Source organism: Methylococcus geothermalis, assembly GCF_012769535.1.
Classification (GTDB): Bacteria; Pseudomonadota; Gammaproteobacteria; order Methylococcales; family Methylococcaceae; genus Methylococcus; species Methylococcus geothermalis.
This window is the reverse complement of record NZ_CP046565.1, coordinates 661,340-684,164: the sequence shown is the minus strand read 5'-3', so window position 1 is coordinate 684,164 and position 22,825 is coordinate 661,340. Positions and strand designations below refer to the sequence as shown.

The window sequence follows — 22,825 nt, the reverse complement described above, 5'->3', positions numbered from 1 at the left end:
TCGGCCCATGTTAGATGACGGACATGACAGAAAGCGCTCGCTATGGTGACGATTCAGTGAAAGAACCCCCCGGGCCGGCCGCAGAAAAAGTGGCGCTGATCACGGGAGCAGCCCGAAGGGTGGGCGCGACTATCGCTGCACATCTGCACGGCCAGGGTTATCGTGTCGTCGTGCACTACCATCGCTCGGAAGCGGATGCCCTGATGCTTTGCGAAAGCCTGAACCAGCGCCGAAGCGATTCCGCCGCGGCGATCGGGGCCAATCTGCTCGACCTCGAAGCCCTGGCCCCTCTGATCGAAACGGCCGCGACGCGTTGGGGCAGGCTGGATGTCCTGATCAACAATGCCTCGGTGTTCTATCCGACGCCACTGGGCTCAGTGACCGGGCGGCAGTGGGACGAACTGCTCGGCAGCAATCTCCGCGCCCCGTTTTTCCTGGTCCAGCACGCCATACCCTGGCTTTCGGCCGCCCGGGGCTGCGTGGTGAACCTGGCGGACATTCATGCGGACCGGCCGCTCAGAAACCATGCGGCGTACAGCATCACCAAGGCCGGATTGGTCGCCATGACAAAAGCCCTGGCCAAGGAACTGGCGCCGGCGATACGGGTGAATGCAGTGGCGCCGGGAGCGATTCTGTGGCCCGAGCAGGGTGCCGATGCGGCGATACAGGCCGAGATACTGAACCGGATCCCGCTGGGAAGGCCCGGCGAGCCGCTGGACATCGCCCGCGCGGTCGCCTATCTCGCGGACCAGGCGCCCTACGTCACGGGGCAGGTGCTCGCCGTGGATGGCGGACGCAGCCTGTTCGGCTAGGACCGCCAGGGCGGAACGATACGTACCTGCTGCAGCCCCTTTTTCTCGTAGCGCTCCCATAGCTCTCGGAAACTCAGCCCCAACACAGGATGCGTCAGGTCCGGCGCGATTTCCGCCAGCGGTTCGAGCATGAAGGCATATTCGGTCAGCTCCTTGCGCGGGAGCTTCAGCTTGCCTTCGCTGACGACCGCATCGCCGTAAAGCAGCAGGTCGAGGTCCAGGGTCCTGGCGCTGAACTTCTTGGATTCCCGCGTACGTCCATGATCCGCCTCGATCCGGGCCAGTTCGTTTGCGACCTCGGCGAGCGGCAGATCCGTTTCGAAGCCGACCACCAGATTGTAGAAGGGATCGCCTTCGAACCCCACGGCGGCCGTTTCGTAGACGCTGGAAACGCGCAGCGGCCCGAAGCTGCCCCGCAACGCCGCAAGCGCGGATGGCATATGCCGATCCCGGTCGACATTGCTGCCGACACTGACGAAGACCTCAGGCATCGGCCGGCTTCGCCCCGCGCTCGATCAGGACGCCGACATCGCTGGCGCCGCGGATGGCGCCGCGCTTGTTCAGGGTAAGGCGCACCCATGGAATCGAGAATTCGTTCAGCAGAATGGCCGCGACCTTCTCGGCCAAGGTTTCCACCAGAAAGAACTGGCTGCCCTCGACGAATTCGATGAGGCGTTTCGACACCGCCTTGTAGTCGAGAGCGTGGACGATGTCGTCGGTAGCGGCCGCCCTGCGGATATCGGTCGCCATTTCGAGATCGAACACCACGGTCTGTCTGATTTCCCGTTCCCAGTCGTAGATGCCTATGATCGTCTCGATCTGCAGGCCCCGCAGAAATATAATGTCCATTCCGGCCTCTGTCGGTCGCGCGTTCAAGACGGCCATTCGTAACATAGAATTCAAATTCATGACAACTCCGGAGCGTTCATGCTGATCGAATGGCTGCTGATTCCCTTTGCCTATCTGCTCGGCTCGGTATCGAGTGCGGTGATCGTCAGCCGCGCCCTGGGGTTACCCGATCCGCGCCAGGAAGGCTCGAAGAATCCCGGGGCCACCAACGTGCTGCGCTTGGGCGGCAAGCAGGCGGCGATCCTGACATTGCTCGGGGACGCCTCGAAGGGGCTGGTCCCCTTGCTGATCGCGAAGAGTGTGGGGGCTTCGCCGCCGCTGATGGCCGCCGTCGGCTTCGCCGCGTTTGTCGGGCATCTCTATCCGGTGTTTTTCCAGTTCAAGGGCGGAAAAGGGGTGGCGACCGCCCTGGGCGTGCTGCTGGGCTTCGCCTGGCCGGTGGGCGTCATGGCGCTTTTGACCTGGCTCGGCGTGGCCGCCCTCTTCCGCTTCTCTTCCCTCGCCGCGCTGGCGGCCGCGGTCCTGGCCCCGGTTTACGTCTGGTTCTGGCTGGGCTCCGCCGAACTGGTGGTCTCGACGATGTTCATGTCGACCCTGCTCGTCTATCGCCACAAGAGCAATATCGAGCGCCTGCTCAAAGGCGAAGAAACCCGGCTCGGCGCTAGGCGCCCGTGAGCGTTTCCATCGGCCAGCGCGCCCTGGCTTCGATCGCGGACGTTTCGCACTGCCCTGCCAGCAGGCGCCGGCAACCGGCGAAGGCGATCATCGCCCCGTTGTCGGTGCAGAATTCCGGCCGCGGGAAGTAAACCCGGCAGCGCTCGCTTTCGGCCATCGCCTGGAGTTTCTTTCGCATGGTCCGGTTGGCGCTCACGCCCCCCGCCACCACCAGGCGCCCCAACCCCGTTTCCCGCAGCGCCCTGCGGCACTTCGACACCAGCGTATCGACGACCGCTTCCTGAAAAGCACAGGCGATGTCCGCCTTGTCCTGCGGCGTGCCCTCCAGGGCGGCAAGCGCGTTCAATGCGTGGGTCTTGAGACCGCTGAAACTGAAATCCAGGCCCGGCCTGTCCGTCATCGGACGGGGAAAGTGGAATCGCCCCGCATCCCCTCCCTCCGCCAGCCGGGCCAAAGCCGGCCCGCCCGGATAGCCCAGCCCCAGCAGCTTAGCGGTTTTGTCGAAAGCCTCGCCCGCGGCATCGTCCAGCGACTCGCCCAGCACATGGTAGGACCCGATTCCGCGCACATCGACCAGGAGCGTGTGGCCGCCCGAGACGAGCAGGGCGACAAAGGGGAATTCGGGGGGCTCCGGCTCGAGCAAGGGAGCAAGCAGATGACCCTCCATGTGATGGACCGCGACCGACGGGATGTTCCAGGCCCAGGCGAGGCTGCGCGCCACGGCGGCACCGACGAGGAGCGCCCCGATCAGACCCGGTCCCGCCGTGTAGGCGATCCCGCCGATCGCGGTCCGCTTAAGGCCCTCGGCATCGAGCACTTCCCGGATCAGCGGCAGGAGTTTGCGCAGATGATCGCGTGACGCGATCTCGGGCACCACGCCGCCGTATTCCGCATGCACGTCGACCTGGCTGTAAAGCCTGTGCCCGAGCAGCCCGCGGTGTGAGTCGTACAGGGCGACGGCGGTTTCGTCACAGGATGTTTCGACACCGAGGACCAGCACGGCGTTTTTTGCGTTACCCTGAGGTCCGGGTATAATGCGCCATTTATTCACGAGGCGGCCGGACGCCGGCCATTTTTCCAAGAATCCATATTGAACTGTTGGGATGCTACATGCCGTCAATCAAGATCCGCGAGAACGAACCGTTTGAAATTGCCATCCGCCGCTTCAAGCGCGCCTGCGAAAAAGCCGGCGTCCTGTCGGAAGTGCGCCGCCGCGAATATTACGAAAAGCCCACCGAAGAACGCAAACGCAAGGCGGCAGCGGCCATCAAACGGCATTTGAAAAAGCTCTCGCGCGAACGGTTCGCCCTTCAGAATCTGCGCAAGGGCCGTCCCCAGCAGTAACCCGTCGGCTGGAATGCGCCCATGGTTGAGCAAAACGCGAGCCTGAAAGAACGACTGCAGGGCGACATGAAGGCGGCGCTCAAGGCGGGCGAGAAGGATCGCCTGAGCACGATCCGCCTGATCCTCGCCGCCGTCAAGCAAAAGGAAGTCGACGAGCGCATCATGCTGGACGATGCGCAAGTCGTGGTGGTGCTCGACAAGATGGCGAAGCAGCGGCGCGAGTCCATCGCCCAGTACGAAGCCGCCGGACGCAACGATCTGGCAGACATCGAGCGGACGGAACTCCTGATCATCCAGGACTACCTCCCCCAGGCGCTGAGCGAAGAAGAGGTCACAGCCATTCTGCAAGCGGCCATCGCCGAAGCCGGCGCCAAGGGCATTGGCGATATGGGCAAGGTCATGGCGCTGGCCAAGCCGAAACTTCAGGGGCGCACGGACATGTCTGCCGCCAGCGCCCGGGTCAAATCGCTGTTGAGCTGAGCTCGAATCTCCCGCCGATCAGGCATGGACGGGCCGGTGGGAACCTTCTCTGTCCCAAATGGCCGGTCGACTACCCCGCGAGTTCATTGACGACCTCATAGCGCGCATCGATATCGTCGATCTCATCGACGCGCGCGTTCCTTTGAAGAAATCGGGTTCCAGCTTCATGGCCCGATGCCCTTTCCATTCCGAAAAGACCCCCAGTTTTTCCGTCAGCAGGGAAAAACAGTTCTACCACTGCTTCGGATGCGGCGCCCATGGCAATGCCATCAGCTTTCTGATGGATTACGAGCGCCAGAGCTTCCCCGAGGCACTGGAAACCCTCGCAGCTCTGGCGGGAATCGATCTGCCCAAGACCGCGCCCGACCCCGGAGCGAACCCCGCCGTCTCGCTCCAGCCGATTTACGACATCCTGGACCGCGCCGCGGGTTTCTATGCCCAGCAGCTTCGCGACCATCCTACCGCGGAGCAGGCGAAAACCTATCTGCTCAAACGCGGCCTGACCGGCGAGATGGCCCATCGCTACCGGATCGGCTACGCCCCGCCAGGCTGGAACAACCTCCCGGCGGACTGGCCCAGAACGCCCTTGATCCAGAGCGGTCTGGTCATCGAAACGGACCGCTCCTCCTACGACCGCTTCCGCCAGCGCATCATGTTCCCCATCCGGGACCGGCGCGGACGCACCATCGGCTTCGGGGGCCGCACCCTGGGCGATGAAACGCCGAAATACCTCAACTCGCCGGAAACGGCCGCGTTCAAGAAAGGCAAGGAGCTTTACGGATTGCACGAGTTGCTGGAAGCCGACTCGAAACCCCGGCGCATCCTGGTGGTCGAGGGCTACATGGACGTCATCGCCCTGGCTCAGCACGGCATGACCGAGGCCGTCGCCACCCTCGGCACCTCCACGTCGACCGAACACGTCCGCGTGCTGTTCCGCTTCACGCGGGAAATCGTGTTCTGTTTCGACGGCGATACCGCCGGTCACAAAGCGGCCTGGCGTGCCCTCGAAGCCAGCCTGCCGCTCTTGCGCGAAGGCCGTGAAATACGCTTCATGCACTTGCCAAGCGGCGAAGATCCCGACTCGCTGATCCGCAAGGAAGGGCGCGATGCATTCGATAGCCGGATCAGGGAAGCCGCGCCATTTTCGGATTATCTGTTTCGAACCCTGCAAACGGATCTGGATTTGCGGAGCGTCGAAGGACGCGCAGCACTGCAAAAACAGGCCCGTGAACTTCTGGATCGTCTCCCGGTCGGAATATTCAAGGAGATGATGGCACAACGCCTGGGCGAGATCACCGGCGTGGTGAACACAGCGCCTCCTCCGAGGCGCACGGAAAACCGGCCGCGCAGCCCGTCCGGGCAACCGCGGCCCCCTTCCGCCTGGCGGGATCTGGTTTCCCTGCTGCTGCACCGCCCGCAGCTTGCCGGATTGATCTCACCGGACGTCCGCGCGCGGCTCACGGCGAACCCGCGCGCGGGCCCGCTCATCGCACGCATTCTGGAATACACCGACCAGCAAGCCGCCCCCCATGCGGGGATGCTGTTCGAATACCTGCGCGAAACACCGGAAGGCACCCTGGCCTCAAATATCCTGAGACGGAGGCTGCTGACGCCGGAGGACGGCATGGAAACGGAGTTCGTCGGTGCTCTCGACAGGGTGCTCGCCCTGCTCCGCGAAGATAGGTTGAACCAATTGATCGACAAATCGAAACACGGCCAACTCACTGATGACGAACGGGAAGAGCTCCGGAAATTGACAGGAGGAAAATCTTGAAACTCGACTAAAGCCGCCCCATCTTCTACAATGAAAAGTTCTTCAATATCATCACCTCCCCTCCAGCGCGAGTTCGTTAATGACGCCAGAACAGCAGCAGCACCAGCTCAAGGAACTTATTGCTAAGGGCAAGATGCAGGGCTACCTCACCTTTTCCGAGGTCAACGATCATCTCCCCAGCGACATCGTCGATCCCGAGCAGATGGAAGACATCATCTGCATGATCAACGACATGGGGATCGAAGTTCATGAAGACGTCCCCGACAACGAAGACCTGATCCAGGACACGGCCGTCGTGGCCGAATCCGACGAGGATGAGGCTGCGGAAGCCGCGGCGGCGCTGGCCTCGTCCGTCGATACCGAACTCGGTCGCACTACCGATCCCGTGCGGATGTACATGCGCGAAATGGGAACCGTGGAACTGCTGACCCGGGAAGGCGAGTTGAACATCGCCAAACGCATCGAGGAAGGGATTAACATCGCCGCCAATGAACTGGTGCGGTTTCCCGCAGCCATGGAGCACTTCCTCAAGGCTTTCGAAACCGTCGACAACGGAGAAATCCGGTTGTCCGATCTGATCTCCGATTTCTTCGATCCTGTCGCAGCGGACGCCGTGGCGGTGGAAGACGACGCCGAAGCGGAAATCATCGATGAAGGCGATAGCGGCCCTGATCCCGAACTGGTCAGGGAAAAGCTGGCAGCTTTCCGCAAACTGCACAAGGCAGCCGTCACCGCGCACCACAAGTATGGGTACGGCCACGAAAAGACCCAGAAGTCTTTCGATACTCTGGCCGCGGCTTTCATGGAGTTCAAGAAAACTCCGCAGTTCTTCAAGGAACTGACCGATACGCTGCGTGACACGGTCGCGAAAATCCGCGAGCAGGAACGCATGCTCATGGACATTTGTGTCACCAAGGGCAAGATGCCCAAGGCAGAATTCGTCGCGACCTACAACGGCAACGAAACCCGTGCGGAGTGGCTGGAAGAGATCTGCGATTCGGCGAAGCCTTATGCGGCAGCAATCAAGCCGCATAAGGAAGAAATCCGCCGGATCCAGACCAAACTCGCTCAAATCGAGAAGGATAACCGGCTCGACATCGCACTCATCAAGGACATTCACCGTCGGGTCTCCGCGGGCGAGAACCAGGCGCGGCTGGCCAAGCGGGAAATGATCGAGGCGAATCTGCGGCTCGTCATCTCCATTGCCAAGAAGTACACCAACCGCGGACTGCAATTCCTGGACCTGATCCAGGAAGGCAACATCGGGCTGATGAAGGCAGTGGACAAGTTCGAATACCGGCGAGGCTACAAGTTTTCGACCTACGCAACCTGGTGGATCCGCCAGGCGATCACTCGCTCCATCGCCGACCAGGCGCGGACGATCCGCATCCCCGTGCACATGATCGAAACGATCAATAAGCTCAACCGCATTTCGCGGCAGATGCTGCAGGAAATGGGACGCGAACCCACGCCGGATGAGCTTGCCGCGCGCATGGACATGCCCGAAGACAAGGTCCGCAAGGTCATGAAGATCGCCAAGGAGCCCATTTCCATGGAAACCCCCATCGGCGATGACGATGATTCGCATCTGGGGGATTTCATCGAGGACTCCCGCGTGCTGTCGCCGGTCGAACACGCCACCGTGGCCAGCTTGCGCGAAACCACCCAGCAGGTGCTTGCCGGGCTGACCGCACGGGAAGCGAAGGTGCTCAGGATGCGTTTCGGCATCGACATGAATACCGACCACACGCTGGAAGAAGTCGGCAAGCAGTTTGACGTTACGCGTGAGCGTATCCGTCAAATCGAAGCCAAAGCCTTGCGCAAGCTACGTCACCCTTCGCGGTCCGAGCAATTGCGCAGCTTTCTCGACATCGAATGACGGACATCGAGTTCGGGGCCCTTAGCTCAGTCGGTTAGAGCGAGCGACTCATAATCGCCAGGTCGTAGGTTCAAGTCCTACAGGGCCCACCATTCAACACCCAACGCATTGATAGCTATAGGCATCTCCAAGGCGTCTGTCGCCATGCCCGGTGGTCCATCAACCGGGCACGACGACGGCAGCCACGATGCCCGAAAATCGCAGACACACAACCGCCCCGCTGGATTAGATCCAGTCCTGTTTCTTGAACGCCGTCCGCATTTCCTCAGCGATGGCGTGTGCCGTCTCTTTCGCCCGACCCTCGACGGTTGACGAGCCTTTCGCCTCCCCGGCCAGTTTTGACGCACCACCTACGATCAGTCCGATGGGATTTCCGGTCGCCGCCAGAGTTGCAACCCCCACGAGCGCACCCGGCGTCTTGCTGCCACCCGATTCCATTTCACCACCTCCCACCCGACGCAGCCCCTGCTTCGTCATCAGGTAACCCTCGACAGCGGTCTTGAGCTCGGACGAGCCGGAACCGAAACCGATCAACACGCGCTCCCCGGCGCTACCCTCGCTGACCGAAACGAAATAGCCCCGGATGACGAGATCACCGACCTTTGGTGCCGGCTGCCCCTCAGCCCGCACCGCCGGAAGCCCCATGGCCTTGATTTCTGCAACCAGCTCATTGGCGACCGCGGTCCCTAGTTTGCGACCAAGTTCGACCTGTTCTGGCGTCTGTGGCGTCCCCTGTCCAGCCACCTGGCCCGCAAAGGGCGACTCTGGCGGAATGTCCGCCGGGGTTGCGGTAAAGTCATGGACGATGATGCGATCCGGGCGGGCTACCTTTGCCGTCCCTGTATACGCTTGACGCGAAGTCACGTGGGTAGATGCGCACCCCATCAAAATCACCAGGACGAATATGGAGCACGTAGCACGGCTGAGCAGTTTCATTGCAGACCTCCCTCATTGGATGGCATGACAGGCTAAGTTTTGGAGCCGCGTTTTCATGGTCGAAGCGTCCCCCTTTCTTTTCTTCAAACGAACCCTAGCCAGGCTTGGCACCGTAGCACAGAGCCAACGCCACCGTAAGACCCCTGCTCCGTCTGGACGGCCGCACATTTCCTGCGCATTCGGTTGACGCGGGGATGTCAATCCCACTGGTGGCAGCTGGATTCGCCGCACGCTATCCTCAGATTTCTCATGTCCCAATCGCCTTGGCGCGTTACAACTTCGATGGCTCCCTAGAATGGAGGCTTGCGCCAGCGCCCATTTTGAGGGGCGTAAACTGGAGGGCCGCCGCCAGCGAGTACGACTTTGCCGAGAAGAAGAACGTGTACTCCAAGAGCAAGGGCACCGCGTCGCCCTTCGTGCTGACGCAGGAAGTCAGAGCAGAAAACGAGTAGTGGACACCCACGCTTCTGGCCGAACGCCAGAAACGCCTTGTGGGCGTCCTCAAAGACCATTGGAATCTCGCCGTCGCCACTGGCACGGCGGCGAGCTGAGGAACGTATCGATGCAGAAGAAACAACAACAAGACCAAAGCCAGATCAAGTGGATCTCCGACTTCATCTGGAACATTGCCGATGACCGCCTGCGCGACGTCTATGTGCGCGGCAAGTACCGCGACGTCATCCTGCCCTTCACCGTGCTGCGGCGGCTCGATGCCGTACTCGAATCCACGAAGGACGCGGTGCTGGAGCGCAAGAAGTTCCTGGACACCCACAAGGTGGCCGAACAGGACGGCGCACTGCGCATGGCGGCAGGCCAGGCGTTTTACAACGTCTCGGAATTCACCCTGGCCAAGCTCAAGGGAAGCAGCCAAGGCCAGCGCCTGCGCGATGACTTCATTGCGTATCTGGACGGCTTTTCGCCCAACGTGCAGGAAATCCTCACCAAGTTCAACTTCCGCAACCAGATTCAGAAGCTGGTGGATTCCCACGTCCTGGGCTACCTGATCGACGACTTCCTCGACCCCGAGGTCAACCTGTCGCCGCTACCCGTGAAGGATGCCGACGGCCGCATCAAGCTGCCCGCGCTGGACAACCACGGCATGGGCACGGTGTTCGAGGAGCTGATCCGCCGCTTCAACGAAGACAACAACGAAGAGGCCGGCGAACACTTCACCCCGCGCGATGTGGTGCAGCTCATGGCCAAGCTGCTGTTCCTGCCGGTGGCCGACAAGATCGAGTCCAGCACCTACTCGCTCTACGACGGCGCCTGCGGCACCGGTGGCATGCTCACCGTGGCCGAGGAAGTGTTGCTCGAACTGGCCGAGCAGCATGGCAAGGAGGTGTCCATTCACCTGTTCGGGCAGGAGATCAGCGACGAAACCTACGCCATCTGCAAGGCCGACCTGCTTTTGAAGGGCGAAGGCGCGGAAGCCGAGAACATCGTCGGTGGCGCGGACAAATCCACCTTGTCCAACGATCAGTTCCGTTCGCGCCAATTCGACTTCATGATCTCCAACCCGCCCTACGGCAAGAGTTGGAAGACCGATCTGGAGCGCATGGGCGGCAAGAATGACTTCAACGACCCGCGCTTCATCGTCAGCCATGCGGGCAACAACGAGTTCAAGCTCATCACCCGTTCCAGCGACGGGCAGCTCATGTTCCAGGTGAACAAGCTGCAGAAGATGAAGCACAACACGCCGTTGGGCAGCCGCATCGCGGTTGTGCACAACGGCTCGGCACTGTTCACCGGCGACGCGGGTCAGGGCGAGAGCAACATCCGACGCTGGGTGCTGGAGAACGACTGGCTCGAAGCCATCATCGCCCTGCCGCTCAACATCTTCTACAACACCGGCATCGCCACCTACATCTGGGTGCTGGCCAACAAGAAAGCAGAGCACCGCAAGGGCAAGGTGCAACTGATCGATGCCAGCGGCTGGTTCCAGCCGCTGCGCCGCAACCTCGGCAAGAAGAACTGCGAACTCTCGGCGGGAGACATCCAGCGCATCCTCGACCTCTACCTCGGCAAGGCACAAGAAACCGCCCAGTCCAAATGGTTCGACACCCAGGACTTCGGCTACTGGAAGATCACCGTCGAGCGCCCGCTGCGCCTGAAAAGCCAGCTCTCCGACGAGCGCATCGAGTCCCTGCGGTTTGCCTCCGGCGATGAGGCGCTGCGCGCCGAGATCTACGCCACTCACGGCGAGGCGCTCTATACCGAGTTCGCCAAGCGCAAACCGGCCATCGAGGCGTGGCTGAAAGGCGAGGGCGAGGACGAGAACGAAGACGACGACGGCGAAGACAGCGACAGCAGCGATGACTTTGATGCCCCCGCCACCCGCAAAGCCGTGCCCGCCAAGCGGCGCAAGAAGCTGCTCGACGCCGCGACCTGGCAGCGTGACAAGGCGCTGATGGAGGTGGCAAAGCGGGTCCAACAGGCATTGGGCAGCGCCGTGTTCGACGACCACAACGTATTTCGCGCCCGCTTCGATGCAGCGCTGAAGTTGCTGGGCGAGAGCTTGAGCGCAGCCGAGAAAAAGACCCTCTACAAGGCGGTGAGTTGGCGTGACGAAACAGCGCCACCAGTCATTGCCCGCCGCACCAAGCTCAAGGCAGGGGAATACTTTGAGCCCGGCTTCGATGGCGCGTACCTCGAAACAGTGGGCAAGGATCGCTTCATGGTCGAGTACGAACCCGACAGCGAGCTACGCGACACCGAGCAGGTGCCGTTGAAAGAGCCGGGCGGCATCGACGCCTTTTTCGAGCGCGAAGTGCTGCCGCACGCGCCGGACGCCTGGATCGCCACGGACAAGACCCAGATCGGCTACGAGATTTCGTTTGCCCGCTACTTCTACAAGCCCACGCCGCTGCGGTCGCTTGAAGAGATCCGCGCCGACATCCTGCGGGTGATGCAGGAGAGCGAAGGGTTGTTACACAAGATTGTGGGGGGCGCGTGATGGCTCGCGCCTACCCGACCTACTTACTTTCCGGGTTGCCGTGGGCTCCACAGCTGCCCGAGGGCTGGCAGGTGCTGCGCAACGGTCGCCTGTTCGGTCATCGCGTCGAAACGGGCTTCCCAGATCTGCCGATTCTGGAAGTGTCGCTGCGCACCGGCGTGCGTGTGCGTGACATGGAAAACCTGAAGCGCAAGCAGGTGATGAGCCAGAAGGAGAAATACAAACGCGCAGTCAAAGGCGACATTGTCTACAACATGATGCGGATGTGGCAAGGCGCGGTCGGACCCGCGCCCGTCGATGGGCTGGTCAGCCCGGCGTATGTCGTGGTGAAACCCTACGACGAGGCCAACAGCAGTTACTACAGCTACCTGTTCCGCACGGCAGCGTACATGCAGGAGGTCAACAAGTTCTCGCGTGGCATCGTGGCGGATCGCAACCGGCTGTATTGGGAATCCTTCAAGCAGATGCCCTCGCTCGTGCCCCCGCGCCCCGAGCAAGACCAGATCGTCGCCTACCTGCGTGCGCAGGATGCGCATATCGCCCGCTTCATCAAGGCCAAGCGCGAGTTGATCAAGCTGCTCACCGAGCAGAAGCTGCGCATCATCGACCACGCCGTCACCCGCGGCCTCGACCCTTCCGTCCCGCTCAAACCGTCCGGTATCGAATGGCTGGGCGAGGTGCCGGAGCATTGGAAGGTAGAACGCCTTAAATGGGTTTGTCGATTCACGTATGGGGGCTCACTTTCAGATGCGAATCGCCGTCAGGGAAATGTTCCGGTGTATGGCTCCAACGGCCAAGTTGGTATGCACGACAAAGCCAATACGTTAAGCCCATGCATAGTAATCGGGCGCAAAGGCTCATTTGGAAAGGTGAACTATTCCGAGAGAGACCTGTTCGCCATCGACACTACATATTTTGTCGACCGAAAATGCACGAATGCCAATATTCGATGGCTTTATTACCTATTGGTTTGGTGCCAGCTAGACCGAATTTCAAAGGATTCGGCGGTTCCAGGATTGGACAGAACTGACGCGCTGAACACGCTTGTGCCGGTACCTGATTACGAAGAGCAGGAGCGAATCGCGAATCAGCTTGATAGCGAGACAGCAGAAGTAAATGATGCCATCGCCCGCACCGAAGACGAAATCAAGCTGATCCGCGAATACCGCGACCGCCTGATTGCCGATGTGGTCACTGGCCAAGTGGACGTGCGCGGCTGGCAACCCGGCCCGGACGACGTGGTGAGCGACGAGGAGCTGGCGGCTCTCAGCGACGAAGGAAGTGAAGGGGACGATGAAAACGATGCCGAGGGCGAGCCGGAAGAGGCTTGAAGGGGAGTGTTGTCTTTACCTATTTGGTAAAGATTTCTAAAATGGAGCCCTGGTTTGGAGATCAGATTTCGCAACAAGAAGGTGCGCGAGCTCTGCGAGTGCGAAGCCGTGGCACGCAAAAAACTGGGGGCGGAATGCGCACGCAAGCTCAGGGCGCGGCTAGGTGACCTGCAGGCGGCGCAGTCGGTGACCGACCTGGTTGCCGGCAACCCCCACCGCCTCACCGGAGATTTGGCCGGCCAGTACGCGGTAAATCTTGCAGGCGGTTGGCGATTGACCTTCACCCCGGCCAACGACCCCGTGCCGTGCCATGCGGACGGCGGCATCGACTGGCGGGTCGTGACTATTGTTTGTATCGAATACATTGGGGATTACCATGACTGATCTGGATGCACCGTTTGCACCCGACTGGGTCTCCCCGCCCGGGGACACCATTGCGGATGTGCTGGAAGAACGCGGCTGGACGCAGGCCGAACTGGCGCGCCGCCTCGGCTACACCGAGAAGCATGTGAGCCAGCTTATCAACGGCAAAGCGCCCGTCACCGAAGAGACGGCTTCCCGTTTGGAGCGGGTGATCGGCAGCACGGCGGGTTTCTGGCTGCGCCGAGAAGCGCTCTATCGTGAGCGGCTGGAGCGCCAAAAGTCTGCGGAACGTTGTGCGGGCTGGACGGACTGGCTTGACAAGCTGCCGCTCAAAGAACTGATGGAATTTGAAGCCATCCCCAAGTTGCGCGTGGTCGAGAAGCACAAACCTGCGCTGGTGGAAGCGTGTCTGCGCTTTTTCGGGGTAGCCTCGCCCGAGGAGTGGAATGTCGTATACCCTGGTATGCAGGCGCATTACCGTCGCAGCCGTGAGGAGCAAAGTGACCTTGGCGCGATTGCGACCTGGCTGCGCCTTGGCGAGAAGCAGGCGGAAGCTTGGGATAGTCCCAAGTTTGACCGTGCGCGCTTCGAGCGTGCCTTGAGAGAGATCCGCAGCCTCACGGTCGAGCCCCCGCAGGTGTTCGAGCCAGGTATGAAACGGCTGCTGCGCGAGGCGGGAGTGGTGTTGGTCTTGGTACCCGCCATTCCGCGTGCACATGTGAGCGGCGTGGCGCGCTGGCTAACACCATCGCGTCCCCTGATCCAGCTCTCCCTTTATGGTAAAACCAACGACCGTTTCTGGTTCACCTTCTTCCACGAGGCGGCGCATCTCCTGTTGCACGGGACATCGGCGGAAGACCGCAAGGCCGTGTTTCTTGACGACCCGGATGGGCCTGCAAGCGACGACGCGCGCGAGCACGAGGCCAACCAGTGGGCGGCAGATTTTCTGATCCCTCGAGAGCATATTGAGGTGCTGCAAGGTCTCACGCGCAAGGCCGACGTGCGTGCCTTTGCCCAAGCGTTGTCCATCCATCCTGGCATCGTCGTGGGCCGTCTGCAGCACGAGAGAATCATTCCGCCTTCGTGGATGAACGGTTTGAAGGTAAGTTTTCGCTGGAGTCATCCCGAGCCTGATGTCAAAAAGGCGAGCCATGGGCGTGACTGACACCAGTGAAAAAGCCCTCGAGGCTTTGATCGTGCGCCATCTGACGGGCATGGGCGAGACCCCGCCCGTGACCGCACAGAGTGCGGCTGAACCTCTGGCGGTATATGCGCCGGGCGGCTACGTTCAGGGCCGCGCCAGCGACTACAACCGCGATGTGGCGCTGGATGTGGCGCAGTTGCTCGCCTTCTTGCAGGCCACCCAACCCGAGGTGGTGGAAACGCTGGAACTGGCGGCGGACGGCATCAAACGCACCCAGTTCCTGCACCGGCTGCAGGGCGAGATCACCAAGCGCGGGGTGGTCGACGTGCTACGCAAAGGCGTCAGCCACGGGCCCGTACACGTCGATCTCTACAAGCTGCTGCCCACGCCGGGCAATGCCGCCGCAGCGGATGCCTTCGGCAAGAACATATTCAGCGTCACCCGGCAGGTGCGCTACAGCAACGATTCCGGCAACGAGCTGGACTTGGTGATCTTCATCAACGGTCTGCCGGTTCTGACGTTCGAGCTGAAAAACTCGCTGACCAAGCAGACCCTGGCCGACGCCATCGTTCAGTACCAAACCACGCGCAGCCCACAGGAGCTGCTGTTCCAGTTGGGGCGTTGCGTGGCGCACATCGCAGTCGATGACGCGGAGGCCGCGTTCTGCACTGAGCTGAAGGGCAAGGCCTCGTGGTTTTTGCCGTTCAATCAGGGCTACAACAGCGGCGCGGGCAACCCGCCCAACCCGAATGGTTTGAAGACCGATTACCTGTGGAAAGAGGTGCTGACCCGCGAGTCGCTGGCCAACATCATCGAGAGCTTCGCCCAGGTGGTGGAGGAGGAAGAAGCGGACGCCAGCGGCAAAAAACGCAAGAAGCGCAAGCAGATCTTCCCGCGCTTTCATCAGTTGCGCACGGTGCGTGCCCTGCTGCGCCGCGCCCGTGAAGATGGCGTGGGCCAGCGTTATCTGATCCAGCATTCGGCAGGCAGCGGCAAGAGCAACACCATTGCCTGGCTGGCGCACCAGTTGGTGGAGCTGCGCCGCAAGGATGATCCGCTGACGGCGCAGTTCGACTCCATCATCGTCATCACCGATCGGCGCGCGCTGGACACACAGATTGCCCGCACCATCAAGGGTTACGACCACGTGGCGGCGATCTTCGGCCACTCCGACAACGCACAGGAGCTGCGCGAGTACCTGCGCCGGGGCAAGAAAATCATCGTCACCACGGTGCAGAAATTCCCGTTCATCCTCGATGAGCTGGGCGACCTATCCGGCAAGCGCTTCGCGCTGTTGATCGACGAGGCGCATTCCAGCCAGGGCGGCAAGACCACGGCGCGGATGCACGAAGCGCTTGGCGGCAAAGCGGCCGCCCCTGACGCCAGCGGCCAGGACGCCGAAGAGGCGTTCGAGGAGGACAGCACGCAGGATGCGGTGAACGCGGAAATCGAGAAGCGCATCGCCTCGCGCAAGCTGCTGGCCAACGCCAGCTACTTCGCATTCACGGCCACACCCAAGAACAAGACGCTGGAGTTGTTCGGCGAGAAGACCGTGGTCGGCGACAAGGTGCAGTTCCGCTCGCCCGAAGAACTGACCTACACCACCAAGCAGGCCATCCAGGAGAAGTTCATCCTCGACGTGGTGGAGAACTACACCCCCTACGACAGCTTCTACCAAGTGGCCAAGACGGTGGAAGACGACCCGGAATTCGACAAGGTGAAGGCTCTGAAGAAAATCCGCCACTACGTCGAATCGCATGACAAGGCCATTCGCCGCAAGGCCGAGATCATGGTCGATCACTTCGTCGCGCAGGTGGCGGGCAAGCAGAAGATCGGCGGCAAGGCGCGGGCGATGATCGTGTGCAACGGCATCGCGCGGGCCATCGACTACTGGCGCGAAGTGTCGGACTACCTCACGCAGATCAAGAGCCCGTACAAGGCCATCGTGGCGTACTCGGGTGATTTCGAGATCGGCGGGCAGAAGAAGACCGAGGCCGATCTCAACGGGTTTCCAAGCAAGGACATTCCGGCCCGGTTCAAGCAAGACCCGTATCGATTCCTGATCGTCGCCAACAAGTTCGTCACCGGCTTTGACGAACCCTTGCTGCACACGATGTACGTGGACAAGCCGCTGGCGGGCGTGCTGGCAGTGCAGACCCTGTCACGCCTGAACCGCGCGCATCCACAGAAGCACGACACCTTCGTGCTCGACTTCGCCGACAACGCCGAGGCGGTGAAGGCGGCGTTCCAGGATTACTACCGCGCCACCATCCAGACCGGCGAAACCGACGCCAACAAGCTGCATGACCTGAAGGCCGAACTCGACGGGCAGCAGGTGTATAGCTGGCAGCAGGTGGAAGACTTGGTGGCGCTTTACTTGAGTGGCGCAGACCGGGACAAACTCGATCCGATCCTCGATGCGTGCGTAGCCGAATACACCGACAAGCTCGGCGAGGACGATCAGGTCAAGTTCAAGGGGAAAGCCAAGGCCTTCGTCCGCAGCTACGGTTTCCTCGCCGCGATTCTGAGCTACGGTCATCCAGCGTGGGAGAAGCTGTCGATCTTCCTGAACTTCCTCATCCCCAAGTTGCCCGCGCCCAAGGAGGAAGACCTCTCCAAGGGGGTGCTGGAGACCATCGATATGGACAGCTACCGGGTGGAAGCCAGAGCCGCGCTGAAGATGGCGATGGACGATGCCGACGCCACCGTCGAGCCGGTGCCCCCGGGCAGCGGTGGCGGCAAGGGGGAGCCAGACATCGACAAACTCTCCGCGATCATCAAGACCTTCAACGACCTGTTCGGCAACATCGAGTGGAAGGACGAGGACAAGATCCGCAAGGTCATCACCGAGGAGATTCCAGCGCGGGTGGCGCAGGACAAGGCCTACCAGAACGCGCAGGCCAACTCCGACAAGCAGAACGCCAAGCTGGAGCACGACAAGGCGCTCAACCGCGTGGTGCTGGAGCTGCTGTCCGACCACACCGAACTGTTCAAGCAGTTCAGCGACAACCCCAACTTCAAGCGCTGGCTGACGGACATGGTGTTCGATGTGACCTACCAGCCAGGTGCGGTTCCGCCGAAAGCTCCGCCACAGGCTGGGGTGGGTCTGTGATGGCATGGGAGACATGCAAATGAAGCTGAATCTTGCAAATACCGTCATCGGCTTCTTGAAAGAGCGGCCCGAGGAGAAATACACGGCACGCCAGATCGCCGAGTGGGTGTTTGCCACGTTCCCCGATGAGTGTCAGGCTAAGAAAAGCAGCAGTCAGGCATTGGAGACTGACGCGGATCTCGTGCAGCAAATCGTCAGGGAAATCAGCTCACAAATGCCACGTCTGCAAAATAAACAGATGGGGTTGAAAACGACCGAGGGACGTCCGCGCAAGTATTACTACTCCGAAAAGTCGGACAGCGCGGAGGTAGCTGCGGTCGAAGGCGCGGCAGCCAGTTCAGCAGCCGACTCTGGGCAGCTCAAGATTGACGAGCACGCTCTGTACCCGCTGCTCTCGCAATACCTGTGGGAGGAGTTTGGCGTTTTCTCCAAGCGCATCGACGAGAAGCGCTCATCGAACAAGCGCGGGCCAAATGGCAACCGCTGGCTGTACCCGGACGTGGTGGGCATGGAGGACTTGGGCAAGGAGTGGCACCGCGAAGTGCGCGACTGCGTGACGCAGTATTCCGACAAACGCACCAAGCTGTGGTCGTTCGAGGCCAAGCTGCTGATCAACCGTTCGAACGTGCGCGAGTGCTTCTTTCAGGCCGTGTCGAACTCGTCGTGGGCCAATTTCGGCTACCTGGTCGCGGCGGAAATCGGTGGCACAGACACGCTCAAGGAGCTGCGGATGCTGTTCGCCGCTCACGGCATCGGTTTCATCAAGCTGGACGTGGACAACCCTGCCGACAGTCAGGTGCTGATTCCGGCCCGAGAGCGTGACGAGATCGATTGGGACATGGCCAATCGGCTGGCCACGGAGAACAGAGATTTCTTGGAATACGTGAAGCTGGTGAAGCAGTTCTACCAGACCGGCGAGGCGCGCCCGGCGGACTGGGACGTTCCGGAACTGGACGATTGACCACCTATTCCAGGTGGCCGATGACGTTGAGACGTTCGTCGCCGCGCTGAAACGCACCGAACCAACCGTCGCGGGAGTCGGCGTGGGTGCGGCTGACCAGCAGCGTGAATCCCTCGCAAGGGTTACTACTGGCTCAAACCTGACTTCGTGATCTAGGAAAGGGGGGCGACTCGACAGCCTATCCCCCGACTTCCAGCATCTACCCAACCTTGAAAGGATTTTGAAATGACCGGTAAAAACACCAACATCCCGTGAAGCGCGATGACGGCTGGATCGTGCGTGGTGCAGGGAACCAGCGAGACACCGCGCACCATCGCACCCAGTCAGAGGCCGAACATATCGCCCGTGACATCGCCATCAACCAGCGCAGCGAGGTGTTGATTCATGGCGAGAACGGTCGCACCCGCGAGCGCAACAGCTACGGCAATGATCCGCACCCGCCCGGGGGCTGAGATTGCTGCCACGCGGGCATCGGGTTCGACTATTGGCGACATGCGCTCCATGCGTCGAACCCGGCGCAGCGCACCGATGGCAAGCGCTTGTCGCGAAAGGGTTTCTGCGTGTGCTTGGCTGACGAGGCTCTGGCCGATTTTTTTTGAGAGCCGAGACCGGAAAAGAGTCAAACGGGGTGGGGCGACAAGCGTTTTATGTTTGGCGCGCTACTGCCTATGGTACACGCAAAATCGGCGGAATCTCCGCACAGCGAGGGGAAAACCGTGATGTGAAAAAGCCCAACCGAGAAGGGTTGGGCTTTGAATCTGGTGGCCAGGGACGGAATCGAACCGCCGACACGGGGATTTTCAGTCCCCTGCTCTACCAACTGAGCTACCTGGCCAGCACAAGAGCTGGTAATTAAACCAGCGAACGCCCCATCAAGTCAAGTCAATCATGCGAATCGTCGGGAGCCGTTTCGTACCGAATACGGTAGATGGTCCCGGCGTAGTCGTCGGACACATAAATGGCGCCGTCGGGCCCTTCAGCGACGTCTACCGGCCGACCGATCACTTCTTCGTCGATATTGAAACCGGTGAGGAAGGGGCGTTCGTCGATCCGTCCGTTGGGACCGAAGTGCAGCGATACGACTTCGTAGCCCTGCTTTTTCGATCGGTTCCAGGAGCCGTGCAAAGCGACCAAGGCGGCGCCGCGGTATGCCTGCGGAAGTTTGCCACCTTTGAGAAACGCCATGCCCAGCGGTGCGACATGCGCCTTGAATTCATGTGCGGGCGGAATGCTTCGCTGGATGTCAACCTCATGCCCCTTGCCGTAATCGGGGTCCGCGATGCGGTTGCCATTGGCATAGGGCCAACCGTAGAAGCCGCCTTTTTCGATGCGGTTGAGTTCGCACGGCGGGAAATCGTCGCCCAGCAGGTCGCGGCCGTTGTCGGTGCCATAAAGCTCGCGGGTGCCGGGGCGCCAGTCGAAACCAACGGTATTGCGCAGGCCGGAGGCATAGATTTCCCGCTTGGTGCCGTCCGGCTCGAAGCGCAACAGGGTGGCGCGAAGCGGATCGTCTTCGATGCAGACGTTGCAGCTCGATCCCACGGAGACGTACATGCCGCCGTCTGGACCGAATTTGAGGGTTCGGCTCCAGTGATTGCCGCCGCCGGGAATGCCGCTGACGACCGTTTCGGGCGCACCGGACGTCTGCCGCTGGGCCGCGTCGTAGCGGATGCGGATGACGCCGTAGGTCTTGGCGACGTAGAGCCATCCGTTCCAGAGATCGAGGCCGTGAGGTCGGCTCAGCCCAGCCAGCAATGGCTGCCGGCCGTCAGGGTGACCGTCGCCGTCGGCATCCTTTTCCAGCAGGACGATGGCACCGGCATTCGGCTGGCTGACCAGCAGATCGCCGGTCCTGGTGAAACGCAGCATCCTGGCACCCGGCAAATCCGCCGCATAAACCGCGAGGCTGAAGCCGGGAGGGAGGCTGAGGCGGTGGCGCAAAGCCTCCTCGGCCGGGGGCGCTGCTCCGCCGAGCACGGATTTGAGAGGGAAGTTGACCGTCAGATGGCCGAACCGCTGCGCCACGACGAGGATCAGCACTGCAGGCAAGACTAGATACCACAAAGCCTTTTTCATGGCTCAAGGCCCTCCGTCGATCGCGGGTTTTCGGCCTTCAAGATAACGCACTTCGCGGCGGAGGGAAAATGAGCGGAGAGGCCGGCGCGAAGGGCATGATGAAACTCGAACGAATATAAGCAAATCAGAAAAAGCTCTTTGCCTAGCCTCCCCGAGATGCCTATAGTGCCTGCGATAGGGAGCCTCCTCATTGACGCAGATTCAAACTTCGATCTCATCCACTATGACTATTCAAACCCTCGTGTCGACCCTCGGCGGCGGCGTACTGATCGGATCGGCCGCCTGTGGCCTCCTCTATTTCAACGGCCGCCTGGCCGGTATCAGCCATCTGCTAACGGGGCTGATGCCGCCCGGTGCCGGCGACATGCCATGGCGATTCGCCTTCGTGCTGGGGCTGTTGGCAGCCGGGATGCTGTTGCTCGGTGTCCACCCGCAGGCTTTCGGAGCCGCTCCGAGGCCGCTGTGGGTACTGGGCTTCGGCGGCTTTCTGGTCGGCTTGGGTGCACAGATCAGCAACGGCTGCACCAGCGGGCATGGCGTCTGTGGGCTGGGCCGGCGGTCCTTGCGCTCTCTGGTCGCGACCCTGACCTTCATGGGCACTGGCATGGCGACCGTGTTCCTTTTCAACCGCCTGAACGGAGGTTGAGCCGGCATGCCGATTGTCAGCGCTTTCCTCTGGGGTTTGGTCTTCGCTTTGGGGCTGGGTCTGGCCGGAATGACCCGGCCCGAGAAAATTCTCGGGTTCCTGGACATCGGCGGAAACTGGGATCCCTCGCTGATGCTGGTGATGGGCGGCGCGGTAGGCCTGACCTTTATCCTGTTTCCGCGGATCCTGCGACGCGGGCGCCCTGTCCTGGAAGACCGCTTCGACCTCCCGGTCCGGAAATACGTCGACGGGCGCCTCGTCGGCGGCGCCGGAATTTTCGGGATGGGCTGGGGGCTGGCCGGCTATTGTCCCGGCCCCGCCGTGGTTTCACTGGTCACTGCCGATGCCGGCGTCTGGGTGTTCGTCGCCTTTATGTTCGGCGGGCTCGCAGCGGGGCGCTGGCTCAATGCACGGCAGGCCGGGCGGCTGGCAACGCTCGACACCGCTGCCATTGAAGCCGTCCAGGTGCCAGGCTCGGCCGACGGCACCTGAGCCCAGCAAGGGCTATTGCGGCAACAAAAAACCCTGCCCGTAAAGGCAGGGTTTTTTAGTTTTCCCCAAAAGAAATCCGCTGTCAGACGATTTCGCGTGCCCGCTCGAACGCGGCCCGGAAATCAAAGAACACCGGGATTTCCGACGCCAATAGCAGGGCAAGCAGATGGTTCTGCAACTGGTATTTGACGTTGCCGACGGCAAGCGCTCCGATGCCGACGGCGCCGGGGCTGTTGACGGCATGAACCAAGGGATCGCCGTTGTGCTTCAGCTTGATGCCCTCGATGCCCAGAGGCGGCACGGCATTGACGTCGCCGGCGACCTTGAGTCGGTGGGCATCGGCCAGAACCGAAGCGTTCAGCACCTCGACGCCGGCCTTGGCGGTGCAGAACACGACGTCCGCATTCGACAGCAGGCGCGCCTTGTCGGCTTCCGAGCCGGCGAAAGTGCCGTGCAGACGCGCGCCGCAGCGCTGATTGTATTCGTCGGCCTTGGCCAGCGCGGTTTCGACGTTGAAGGGGTCGACGAGGGTCACGTCCGCTCCGGCCAGCGATGCAATGACGCCGGTTGCAATGCCGACGGGACCGGTGCCGCCGAACACCATGGCGCGCTGCCCGGCCAGCTCCGCGCCGTGCTTCAGCTTGAGCTGCTTCTCGACCAGCGCCACCAGCGCCGCCGCGGTGGTGAACCCGCCGCTGGGATCGGCCAGCACCGACACTTCGAACGGGGGCACCATCGCGGCCCTGGCGGTTTCCAGCATGGTGAGCGCCACCGCCAGATCGCGTCCGCCGATGAAGATGCCGGTCCGCTTCACCCCGGCAGGGCCGCGCGAGAAAATCGCATCCTGGACCAGGCCATGCACCTCTTCCGCCTTGACGTTGCTATAGGGCACGATGACCTCGAAGCCAGCATCAATCGCCATGTTGATGTCGAACGGACTGACATGCGGCATGGGGTCGAACATGTGGAGGACGGCGCGTTTTTCCATTCTGGGTGGG

21 protein-coding genes and 2 tRNA genes are annotated in these 22,825 nt (G+C 61.5%); 16 read left to right on the top strand and 7 right to left on the bottom strand.

Translation table 11 applies throughout. From position 1 onward, the window contains the following. The first annotated feature begins 56 nt into the window (after positions 1 to 56). On the top strand, positions 57 to 812 hold the full coding sequence (locus tag GNH96_RS03230; protein ID WP_169602235.1) for a pteridine reductase: 756 nt from the start codon (positions 57 to 59) through the stop codon (positions 810 to 812). On the opposite strand, the gene folK is transcribed toward GNH96_RS03230, so the two are convergent. Together folK and folB are read right to left on the bottom strand one after the other, a co-directional pair. Further along, complete coding sequence (folK, locus tag GNH96_RS03225) at positions 809 to 1,303, bottom strand: 2-amino-4-hydroxy-6-hydroxymethyldihydropteridine diphosphokinase (RefSeq protein ID WP_169602233.1); 495 nt, start codon at positions 1,301 to 1,303, stop codon at positions 809 to 811. The two genes, GNH96_RS03230 and folK, sit on opposite strands and share 4 nt — an antisense overlap. After that, a complete protein-coding gene (gene folB, locus GNH96_RS03220) occupies positions 1,296 to 1,661 on the bottom strand; it encodes a dihydroneopterin aldolase (protein ID WP_169602231.1) in 366 nt (121 codons plus the stop codon). Before folB ends, folK begins: the two co-directional genes overlap by 8 nt. A 78-nt stretch (positions 1,662 to 1,739) precedes the next feature. Here folB and plsY point away from each other — a divergent pair, with 78 nt between their 5' ends. Further along, positions 1,740 to 2,336, top strand: coding sequence for a glycerol-3-phosphate 1-O-acyltransferase PlsY (plsY, locus tag GNH96_RS03215; protein ID WP_169602229.1), 597 nt, complete (start codon positions 1,740 to 1,742; stop codon positions 2,334 to 2,336). On the opposite strand, the gene tsaD is transcribed toward plsY, so the two are convergent. Further along, complete coding sequence (tsaD, locus tag GNH96_RS03210; RefSeq protein WP_169602227.1) at positions 2,323 to 3,336, bottom strand: tRNA (adenosine(37)-N6)-threonylcarbamoyltransferase complex transferase subunit TsaD; 1,014 nt, start codon at positions 3,334 to 3,336, stop codon at positions 2,323 to 2,325. The genes plsY and tsaD overlap by 14 nt on opposite strands. A gap of 110 nt (positions 3,337 to 3,446) precedes the next feature. On the opposite strand from tsaD, the gene rpsU reads away from it, so the two are divergent. The 5 genes from rpsU (at position 3,447) to GNH96_RS03185 (ending at position 7,905) form a co-directional block, all read left to right on the top strand. Further along, on the top strand, positions 3,447 to 3,680 hold the full coding sequence (gene rpsU, locus GNH96_RS03205) for a 30S ribosomal protein S21 (RefSeq protein ID WP_010962181.1): 234 nt from the start codon (positions 3,447 to 3,449) through the stop codon (positions 3,678 to 3,680). Positions 3,681 to 3,701: 21 nt separating this feature from the next. Next, positions 3,702 to 4,160 carry a GatB/YqeY domain-containing protein gene (locus GNH96_RS03200; RefSeq protein WP_169602225.1) on the top strand — a complete coding sequence of 153 codons (459 nt, stop codon included), beginning with the start codon at positions 3,702 to 3,704 and terminating at the stop codon, positions 4,158 to 4,160. Positions 4,161 to 4,218: 58 nt separating this feature from the next. Further along, positions 4,219 to 5,934, top strand: coding sequence for a DNA primase (gene dnaG, locus GNH96_RS03195; protein WP_169602223.1), 1,716 nt, complete (start codon positions 4,219 to 4,221; stop codon positions 5,932 to 5,934). Positions 5,935 to 6,013: 79 nt separating this feature from the next. Beyond that, positions 6,014 to 7,813: an RNA polymerase sigma factor RpoD gene (gene rpoD, locus GNH96_RS03190; protein ID WP_169602221.1), complete on the top strand. Its 1,800-nt coding sequence runs from the start codon at positions 6,014 to 6,016 to the stop codon at positions 7,811 to 7,813. Positions 7,814 to 7,828: 15 nt separating this feature from the next. Continuing rightward, a tRNA-Ile gene (locus tag GNH96_RS03185) sits at positions 7,829 to 7,905 on the top strand. A gap of 133 nt (positions 7,906 to 8,038) precedes the next feature. Here GNH96_RS03185 and GNH96_RS03180 read toward each other — a convergent pair. Continuing rightward, positions 8,039 to 8,749: a DUF4410 domain-containing protein gene (locus tag GNH96_RS03180; RefSeq protein ID WP_169602219.1), complete on the bottom strand. Its 711-nt coding sequence runs from the start codon at positions 8,747 to 8,749 to the stop codon at positions 8,039 to 8,041. Positions 8,750 to 9,311: 562 nt separating this feature from the next. Here GNH96_RS03180 and GNH96_RS03170 point away from each other — a divergent pair. The 7 genes from GNH96_RS03170 to GNH96_RS03140 all read left to right on the top strand — a co-directional run bounded on the left by GNH96_RS03170 (position 9,312) and on the right by GNH96_RS03140 (position 19,065). Then, entirely contained in the window at positions 9,312 to 11,702 is a 2,391-nt protein-coding gene (locus tag GNH96_RS03170; protein ID WP_169602217.1) for a type I restriction-modification system subunit M, read from the top strand. Then, positions 11,702 to 13,033 carry a restriction endonuclease subunit S gene (locus GNH96_RS03165; protein ID WP_223163461.1) on the top strand — a complete coding sequence of 444 codons (1,332 nt, stop codon included), beginning with the start codon at positions 11,702 to 11,704 and terminating at the stop codon, positions 13,031 to 13,033. Before GNH96_RS03170 ends, GNH96_RS03165 begins: the two co-directional genes overlap by 1 nt. Before the next feature lie 54 nt (positions 13,034 to 13,087). Further along, positions 13,088 to 13,417: a type II toxin-antitoxin system RelE/ParE family toxin gene (locus tag GNH96_RS03160; protein ID WP_169602215.1), complete on the top strand. Its 330-nt coding sequence runs from the start codon at positions 13,088 to 13,090 to the stop codon at positions 13,415 to 13,417. Continuing rightward, on the top strand, positions 13,410 to 14,561 hold the full coding sequence (locus GNH96_RS03155; RefSeq protein WP_169602213.1) for a helix-turn-helix domain-containing protein: 1,152 nt from the start codon (positions 13,410 to 13,412) through the stop codon (positions 14,559 to 14,561). The genes GNH96_RS03160 and GNH96_RS03155 overlap by 8 nt, the downstream gene beginning before the upstream one ends. Next, positions 14,548 to 17,652, top strand: coding sequence for a type I restriction endonuclease subunit R (locus GNH96_RS03150; RefSeq protein WP_169602212.1), 3,105 nt, complete (start codon positions 14,548 to 14,550; stop codon positions 17,650 to 17,652). The genes GNH96_RS03155 and GNH96_RS03150 overlap by 14 nt, the downstream gene beginning before the upstream one ends. A gap of 13 nt (positions 17,653 to 17,665) precedes the next feature. After that, entirely contained in the window at positions 17,666 to 18,613 is a 948-nt protein-coding gene (locus GNH96_RS03145) for a COG2958 family protein (RefSeq protein WP_223163460.1), read from the top strand. 251 nt (positions 18,614 to 18,864) lie between these two features. Next, positions 18,865 to 19,065, top strand: a complete 201-nt coding sequence (locus GNH96_RS03140; protein ID WP_169602209.1) for a DUF2188 domain-containing protein — start codon at positions 18,865 to 18,867, stop codon at positions 19,063 to 19,065. A 307-nt stretch (positions 19,066 to 19,372) separates the two neighbouring features. Here GNH96_RS03140 and GNH96_RS03135 read toward each other — a convergent pair. After that, positions 19,373 to 19,448 (bottom strand) — tRNA-Phe (locus GNH96_RS03135). A gap of 47 nt (positions 19,449 to 19,495) precedes the next feature. Continuing rightward, positions 19,496 to 20,689 carry a PQQ-dependent sugar dehydrogenase gene (locus GNH96_RS03130; RefSeq protein WP_169602207.1) on the bottom strand — a complete coding sequence of 398 codons (1,194 nt, stop codon included), beginning with the start codon at positions 20,687 to 20,689 and terminating at the stop codon, positions 19,496 to 19,498. Positions 20,690 to 20,912: 223 nt separating this feature from the next. Between GNH96_RS03130 and GNH96_RS03125 the strand changes: the two genes are divergently transcribed. Together GNH96_RS03125 and GNH96_RS03120 are read left to right on the top strand one after the other, a co-directional pair. Then, a complete protein-coding gene (locus tag GNH96_RS03125) occupies positions 20,913 to 21,335 on the top strand; it encodes a YeeE/YedE family protein (protein WP_169602205.1) in 423 nt (140 codons plus the stop codon). A 6-nt stretch (positions 21,336 to 21,341) separates the two neighbouring features. Beyond that, on the top strand, positions 21,342 to 21,827 hold the full coding sequence (locus tag GNH96_RS03120; protein ID WP_169602203.1) for a DUF6691 family protein: 486 nt from the start codon (positions 21,342 to 21,344) through the stop codon (positions 21,825 to 21,827). 82 nt (positions 21,828 to 21,909) lie between these two features. Here GNH96_RS03120 and GNH96_RS03115 read toward each other — a convergent pair whose 3' ends face one another. After that, entirely contained in the window at positions 21,910 to 22,815 is a 906-nt protein-coding gene (locus tag GNH96_RS03115) for an NAD(P)-dependent methylenetetrahydromethanopterin dehydrogenase (RefSeq protein ID WP_169602201.1), read from the bottom strand. Positions 22,816 to 22,825 lie beyond the last annotated feature (10 nt).

Bases quoted from the DNA above. Each gene is read 5' to 3' on its own strand.
- folK (WP_169602233.1), bottom strand. From the start codon at position 1,303: ATGCCTGAGGTCTTCGTCAGTGTCGGCAGCAATGTCGACCGGGATCGG.
- folB (WP_169602231.1), bottom strand. From the start codon at position 1,661: ATGGACATTATATTTCTGCGGGGCCTGCAGATCGAGACGATCATAGGC.
- plsY (WP_169602229.1), top strand. From the start codon at position 1,740: ATGCTGATCGAATGGCTGCTGATTCCCTTTGCCTATCTGCTCGGCTCG.
- rpsU (WP_010962181.1), top strand. From the start codon at position 3,447: ATGCCGTCAATCAAGATCCGCGAGAACGAACCGTTTGAAATTGCCATC.
- GNH96_RS03200 (WP_169602225.1), top strand. From the start codon at position 3,702: ATGGTTGAGCAAAACGCGAGCCTGAAAGAACGACTGCAGGGCGACATG.
- dnaG (WP_169602223.1), top strand. From the start codon at position 4,219: ATGGCCGGTCGACTACCCCGCGAGTTCATTGACGACCTCATAGCGCGC.
- rpoD (WP_169602221.1), top strand. From the start codon at position 6,014: ATGACGCCAGAACAGCAGCAGCACCAGCTCAAGGAACTTATTGCTAAG.
- GNH96_RS03180 (WP_169602219.1), bottom strand. From the start codon at position 8,749: ATGAAACTGCTCAGCCGTGCTACGTGCTCCATATTCGTCCTGGTGATT.
- GNH96_RS03170 (WP_169602217.1), top strand. From the start codon at position 9,312: ATGCAGAAGAAACAACAACAAGACCAAAGCCAGATCAAGTGGATCTCC.
- GNH96_RS03165 (WP_223163461.1), top strand. From the start codon at position 11,702: ATGGCTCGCGCCTACCCGACCTACTTACTTTCCGGGTTGCCGTGGGCT.
- GNH96_RS03155 (WP_169602213.1), top strand. From the start codon at position 13,410: ATGACTGATCTGGATGCACCGTTTGCACCCGACTGGGTCTCCCCGCCC.
- GNH96_RS03150 (WP_169602212.1), top strand. From the start codon at position 14,548: ATGGGCGTGACTGACACCAGTGAAAAAGCCCTCGAGGCTTTGATCGTG.
- GNH96_RS03145 (WP_223163460.1), top strand. From the start codon at position 17,666: ATGCAAATGAAGCTGAATCTTGCAAATACCGTCATCGGCTTCTTGAAA.
- GNH96_RS03130 (WP_169602207.1), bottom strand. From the start codon at position 20,689: ATGAAAAAGGCTTTGTGGTATCTAGTCTTGCCTGCAGTGCTGATCCTC.
- GNH96_RS03125 (WP_169602205.1), top strand. From the start codon at position 20,913: ATGACTATTCAAACCCTCGTGTCGACCCTCGGCGGCGGCGTACTGATC.
- GNH96_RS03120 (WP_169602203.1), top strand. From the start codon at position 21,342: ATGCCGATTGTCAGCGCTTTCCTCTGGGGTTTGGTCTTCGCTTTGGGG.
- GNH96_RS03115 (WP_169602201.1), bottom strand. From the start codon at position 22,815: ATGGAAAAACGCGCCGTCCTCCACATGTTCGACCCCATGCCGCATGTC.